The sequence below is a fragment of the Atribacter sp. genome (assembly GCF_035418125.1).
Lineage (GTDB): Bacteria > Atribacterota > Atribacteria > Atribacterales > Atribacteraceae > Atribacter > Atribacter allofermentans.
Genome location: NZ_DAOLQM010000145.1, coordinates 1 through 5,457, shown reverse-complemented (window position 1 = coordinate 5,457; position 5,457 = coordinate 1). Strand labels below are relative to the sequence as shown.

Genomic DNA, 5,457 nt, shown 5'->3' with positions numbered 1-5,457 from the left:
AAAGGTTTGAGAAATTGAGGGATGATAATAAGATTTTGCGATGGTTGGTAGCGATAAAAATAAAACCAACCAAAAAACTATTATCATCTCAACTCTCAACCTTCTCATTGGAATCCTTCCTAAAATTTGCTATAGTTAGCATATCACAGGAAGCAAACTGGTAAAAGAGACATGGGATTTTTTCTCCAAAAAGTATTGACTTCTTTTATTGAACCTCCAGGAGTATTTATAGCCATTGCTTTGTTTTTTGGTTTATTGGCAAGAAAAAAGGAGAAAGAATCTTTGAAATGGATTACCTTGGCAGTCATAATTTATTTTTTTTCCACTGGTATTGGCGTACGCTTTCTCTTGCCCTCGTCTAACGTAACACCTCAATATACATCAACAGACCAACCACAGGTTATTATTGTTCTTGGTGGGGGTACTTATTTGGATACCTATCAGAATCGATTTCTACCCGGTCCTTATTCTTTTCTGAGATTACATCAAGGGTATACTCTCTGGCAAAAAGAAAAAATTCCTCTTCTGGTGAGCGGCGGTCAAGTATGGGTCAAATCAGGGCCTTCAGAAGCTGATATCATGGCTGACATCCTTAAACAGTGGGGAGTTCCTCAAGATAATATCATCACCGAATCAAAATCAAGAAATACCAAGGAAAACGCTGAGTATTGTTCTCAGATTTTGCTGAATAATCATTGGAATTCTTTTTATTTAGTTACTTCAGAAATTCATTTGAAACGAGCAATGATAAGCTTTCAATCTTTCCTTCCTGATGCCAGCATTATCCCGGTAAGTGCTCATCCTCCTTACGATCGAACCCCAATTGTTCTTTCTGATTTCCTCCCATCTCTGCAAGCATTTTCGGCTTTTGCACAAATTATTCACGAATACCTTGGTTTATTGGTTTTATTCCTTAACTAAAGGGTTAGTAACATTAAATAGCGGTCTTGGTTTTCTTTGGGTGAGCCAGACTCCAAAAGTAACTAAAACCATTCCAATTAAAAATCGATAACCAAAAGGCTCTTTAAAAAAAAGCCAAGCTCCTATCACTCCAAATATCTGCGTAACATATTGAAAAGCTGAAGTCCGGGAGGCACCGATTTTCTTAATCCCATTCATCCAAATTATATAGCCTAATATAGCTGATAAAAATATAGCATACCCCATCGACAAATAAACCGGTAGAGTCATATCAGAAAGATCGAGGTCAATAATTTCAAAATATGAGATGGGAAACATAATAAAAGTTCCAAATATGATACTCCAACAGCTGGTTTTCAATGGTGAATATTTACGTAGCATATGCTTCCCAAAATAGGAATAAAGACCCCAACAAATAGCTGCCAAAAGAGTAAGAATATCTCCTAATAGTATATGGGGAGAAAATGAACTTGGTTTTCCTTGACTAATCAGGAAGGTAACACCTAAAAATCCAATACCAATTCCCAAAAAATTATACCATTCGACATTTTCTTCTTTTTTAAAATAAGCAATAAGAACAACTACAATTGGAGATATTGAGAGCAGAATAGCCGAATGGGATGCTAAAGTTAATCGAAGACCATAACTCCATAGTGGTTGATAGATTCCAAAACCCAAAGCACCTAAAAAGATAAAATACCAGATATCTTTCTTTTTGATAAAAGGGTTCCCTTCAATGCGCCATAATAAAATTATCATAATCAAACTACTCACGGTAAACCGAATTAAGGAAAAAGAAAGAGGACCAATGATCATAACCCCCTGTTTCACAATACTAAAATTTATTCCCCAAATCAGGGAAACCATAAGAAGAGAAATATAAGGATTTTTAACCAAGGGTTCGGATTTCTCTTCAGGGTGAGAAGATGATGTTGGGATGTAGTTTTCGGAATTCCTCATTGATTTGCTCTTTTCTGATTATGATATTTTTGGATAAAAAAGAAAAAAGGGACCCTTTCATTTGGGTCCCTTCACATCGGAAATTCAATCACTAGGTTAATTCAACCTCAGCACCGACAGCTTCCAGTTTGGCTTTAATCTCTTCGGCTTCCTTCTTTGGAATAGCTTCCTTCACTGGTTTTGGAGCTCCGTCAACCAAGTCTTTGGCTTCTTTCAAGCCTAAACTAGTAATGGCTCGAACTTCTTTGATAACTTTTAATTTTTCAGCTCCAGCACTCTTGAGAACGACTGTGAATTCAGTTTTTTCCTCTTCAACCGGTGCGGCTGCTCCGGCATTTGGAGCAGCTGCTGCAGCAACTGGCATAGCTGCTGAGACTCCAAATTTTTCCTCTAAGGCCTTTACCAAATCTGCTAATTCCAGAACAGTCATATTCGCAATAACGTCAATAATTTCTTCCTTGGTCATTTATAGGTACCTCCCTTATTGATTGCTTACCTTTTTTTCTTCTATTGATTTAAGAACCCATACCATATTTCGCAAAACTCCGCTTAGAGCACCAACTAACCCGCTAAGCGGTGCAGCGATTCCACCTACTACCTGAGCGACCAAAACCTCTCGGGTTGGTAAACTTGCCAGGTTTTTCACTTGTTCCGGTCCATATTGTTGTTGGTTGAGCCATACCCCTTTAATTTCAAGCTGAGGCACTTTTTTGGCAAAATCCGTTAGTGTCTTGGCCGTTAAAACTATATCCTGATAAGAAAAAGCCAGCGCATTTTGGTCAGTCAAAATACTTTCATCAAAGGGAATGTCGGCCTTTTGAAAAGCAATATGAGCAAGGGTATTTTTAACAACTTTCATCTCTCCTTGACTATCTCGTAAAGCTTTTCGGATGGCTTCAACATTCATAACATTAATCCCACGATAATTAAAAGCATAAACTGCTTGACTTTTTTGGAGTTTTTGTAAAATGTCTTCAATTATCTGGTTCTTTTTTATCTTATCCAAAAATAACAACCTCCTTTCTTCCGAAATAAAAAAGCTCCCATAAATACGAGAGCTTCATATCAATAAAGCCTCCCCAGGATATTTAAGCGACCGCCCCCGGTTCATGGGCATAATTATATTCAATTTCGGTTTATTTTAAGCGACCCTTTTCTCCATTCTTGCTAAAGTGTTGTTCACATCCAACTTGAGCCCAGGGCTCATGGTTGAAGAAATAGCAATATTTCTTACATAACGACCCTTAGCTGCTGAAGGTTTCATTCGAACTATTGTTTCTAATAGTGCAAAGAAATTATCTTGTAATTTACTTATATCAAAAGAAGCTTTCCCGATTGGAAGATGAATATTTCCATAACGGTCATTTCGTATTTCCAATCGACCGGCTTTTATTTCCTTAACCGCTTGAGCTAGATCAAAGGTTACGGTTCCTACCTTGGCATTGGGCATTAACCCTTTTGGTCCCAATATTTTTCCTAATCGACCTACTACTCTCATCATATCTGGAGTGGCAATAGCTGATTCAAAATCAAACCAACCCGATTGGATTTTCTCTACTAAATCTTCTCCACCAACATAATCAGCACCAGCAGCTTGTGCCTCACTGGCTTTTTCCCCCAGAGCAAAAACCAAAACCCGGACTTGCTTTCCTATCCCATGGGGCAAGGAAACCGTACCACGAATTTGCTGGTCTGATTGTTTTGGATCGATTCCCAGCTTAACGGCAACTTCAATGGTTTCATCAAATTTCGCATTTGCTAACTCTTTAACCATTTGAAATGCTTCATCAACAGTATAAATCTTACCTGGTTCCAATTTATTTTTTAATTCTTCAAAACGTCGACTTTTAGTTGGCATACTACTCACCTCACTCTCCCTAACCCTCTACGACCTCAACACCCAAGCTTCTTGCGGTTCCTTCAATTATATTCATGGCTGCTTCGATTGAATTCGCATTTAAATCAGGCATTTTCTTCTGGGCTATTTCTCGTACCTTAGAACGAGTTAATTTTCCAACTTTGACCTTGTTTGGTTCCCCAGAGCCCTTTTCAATACCCAAAGCTTGAAGAATCAAGAAAGAAGCCGGAGGGGTTTTTGTTACGAAAGTAAATGAACGATCACCATATACAGTTATTTCTACCGGTGTTAAAATCCCCCGGTCTTTTTCTGTCCGAGCATTAAAGGCTTTACAAAATTCCATAATATTCACACCATGCTGTCCAAGCGCAGGTCCAACCGGAGGGGCAGGAGTGGCCATACCCCCAGGAATCTGGAGCTTTACAACAGCTACCACTTTTTTTGCCATGTCTATTCCACCTCTTTACAATTTTTCAATATCGGAAAATTCAAGCTCTACTGGAGTCTCACGACCAAATATTGATAAGAGAACGGTTATCTTACCCTTTTCATGATCAACACTTTCTACCACACCGGTATAATTTAAAAAAGGCCCGGCTATGACTTTTACCGTCTCTCCTTTTTCGATATCAAGACGTGGCTTTCCTTTTTCAACTCCGGTTTGTCGAAGAATGACTTTGACTTCTCCTTCGCTCAGTGGTTCCGGTCGAAGCCCCGAACCAACAAAACCCGTTACTCCAGGTGTATTTCGCACTACATACCAAGAACGGTCATTCATCATCATTTCTACCATTACATAACCGGGAAATACTTTCTTCTTGGTAAATCTCTTTTTCCCCCTCTTTACCTCAATGGTCTCCTCCATTGGAACAACCACTCGAAAAATTTGATCTTGCATCCCCATAGAGGCAATTCTTCTTTCCAAATTCGCTTTAACTTTGTGCTCGCTGCCAGCTAAGGTGTGAACAACATACCATAGTTTATCCATAATGGTGAGATGATGACCTCCGGTAATTACTTAATATATAAACCAATTAGAGCGGTTAGGATTAAATCAATTACTCCTAAAAAAACCGCAAAAACAACTACTACTGCTAAAACTGTAAGAGTACTGGATATTAGTTCTTTTCGGCTTGGCCAGGTAACCTTTTTTAACTCACTCCAGGCATCTTTAAAATAATTCTTCAATCTATTGAATAACTTAACGAAAAAATTCACAGCACACTCTTCCCTTTCCCTTTTGAGTTTTTGGGGATACTTTTGATGAACAATTACCACAACAATAAAAAAGAAAATGGTAGCTAACTTATACCATTCTCCCTATAAAAAACGCATTCAAACGCTGCAACATTTTATCTTTTTTCCTTTTTAGTGTCAACAATCCAGGATCATTGAATCATAAAGAAAAAAATGGCAGGCCCGGCAGGATTTGAACCTGCAGCCCCCGGTTTTGGAGACCGGTGCTCTGCCGTTAGAGCTACGGACCTGCAATTTTTTTATCTACTTCATTTCTTTATGTATGGTATGTTTTCTACAATGAGGGCAGTATTTTTTAAATTCTAAACGGGCACTTTTGTTTTTTTTGTTCTTCATGCCCTGATAGTTACGCCTCCGGCAATCGGTACATTCAAAGGTAATAGGTTCTTGTACCATAATATCCTCCTGATTTACCCGATAATATCGGTTACTACTCCGGCTCCGACGGTACGACCACCTTC

General features: G+C 38.6%; 9 protein-coding genes and 1 tRNA gene. 1 reads left to right on the top strand and 9 read right to left on the bottom strand.

All coding sequences use genetic code 11. The features are described from left to right. Nucleotides 1-171: 171 nt before the first annotated feature. A complete protein-coding gene (locus PLK24_RS07810) occupies nt 172-921 on the top strand; it encodes a YdcF family protein (RefSeq protein ID WP_324477906.1) in 750 nt (249 codons plus the stop codon). On the opposite strand, the gene PLK24_RS07805 is transcribed toward PLK24_RS07810, so the two are convergent. The 9 genes from PLK24_RS07805 to rpmG all read right to left on the bottom strand — a co-directional run. Beyond that, complete coding sequence (locus PLK24_RS07805) at nt 907-1,881, bottom strand: DMT family transporter (RefSeq protein WP_324477904.1); 975 nt, start codon at nt 1,879-1,881, stop codon at nt 907-909. The two genes, PLK24_RS07810 and PLK24_RS07805, sit on opposite strands and share 15 nt — an antisense overlap. 91 nt (nt 1,882-1,972) lie before the next feature. After that, nucleotides 1,973-2,347 carry a 50S ribosomal protein L7/L12 gene (gene rplL / locus PLK24_RS07800; RefSeq protein WP_324477902.1) on the bottom strand — a complete coding sequence of 125 codons (375 nt, stop codon included), beginning with the start codon at nt 2,345-2,347 and terminating at the stop codon, nt 1,973-1,975. A gap of 15 nt (nt 2,348-2,362) precedes the next feature. Next, the gene (rplJ, locus tag PLK24_RS07795; protein ID WP_324477900.1) at nt 2,363-2,887 is read right to left on the bottom strand and encodes a 50S ribosomal protein L10; all 525 of its coding nucleotides are present in this window, start codon (nt 2,885-2,887) and stop codon (nt 2,363-2,365) included. A gap of 135 nt (nt 2,888-3,022) precedes the next feature. Continuing rightward, on the bottom strand, nt 3,023-3,739 hold the full coding sequence (gene rplA, locus PLK24_RS07790; RefSeq protein ID WP_324477898.1) for a 50S ribosomal protein L1: 717 nt from the start codon (nt 3,737-3,739) through the stop codon (nt 3,023-3,025). Nucleotides 3,740-3,758: 19 nt separating this feature from the next. Next, nucleotides 3,759-4,187, bottom strand: a complete 429-nt coding sequence (gene rplK, locus PLK24_RS07785; RefSeq protein WP_324477896.1) for a 50S ribosomal protein L11 — start codon at nt 4,185-4,187, stop codon at nt 3,759-3,761. A 15-nt stretch (nt 4,188-4,202) separates the two neighbouring features. After that, nucleotides 4,203-4,727 (bottom strand): transcription termination/antitermination protein NusG, encoded by a 525-nt coding sequence (gene nusG, locus PLK24_RS07780; RefSeq protein ID WP_324477894.1) that lies wholly within the window; start codon nt 4,725-4,727, stop codon nt 4,203-4,205. Between the two features lie 26 nt (nt 4,728-4,753). Then, on the bottom strand, nt 4,754-4,927 hold the full coding sequence (gene secE / locus PLK24_RS07775) for a preprotein translocase subunit SecE (RefSeq protein WP_324477892.1): 174 nt from the start codon (nt 4,925-4,927) through the stop codon (nt 4,754-4,756). A gap of 223 nt (nt 4,928-5,150) precedes the next feature. Next, nucleotides 5,151-5,226 (bottom strand) — tRNA-Trp (locus tag PLK24_RS07770). Nucleotides 5,227-5,239: 13 nt separating this feature from the next. Further along, nucleotides 5,240-5,457 (bottom strand): 50S ribosomal protein L33 (gene rpmG, locus PLK24_RS07765; protein WP_324477890.1); only part of this gene is annotated, 218 nt, incomplete at its 5' end.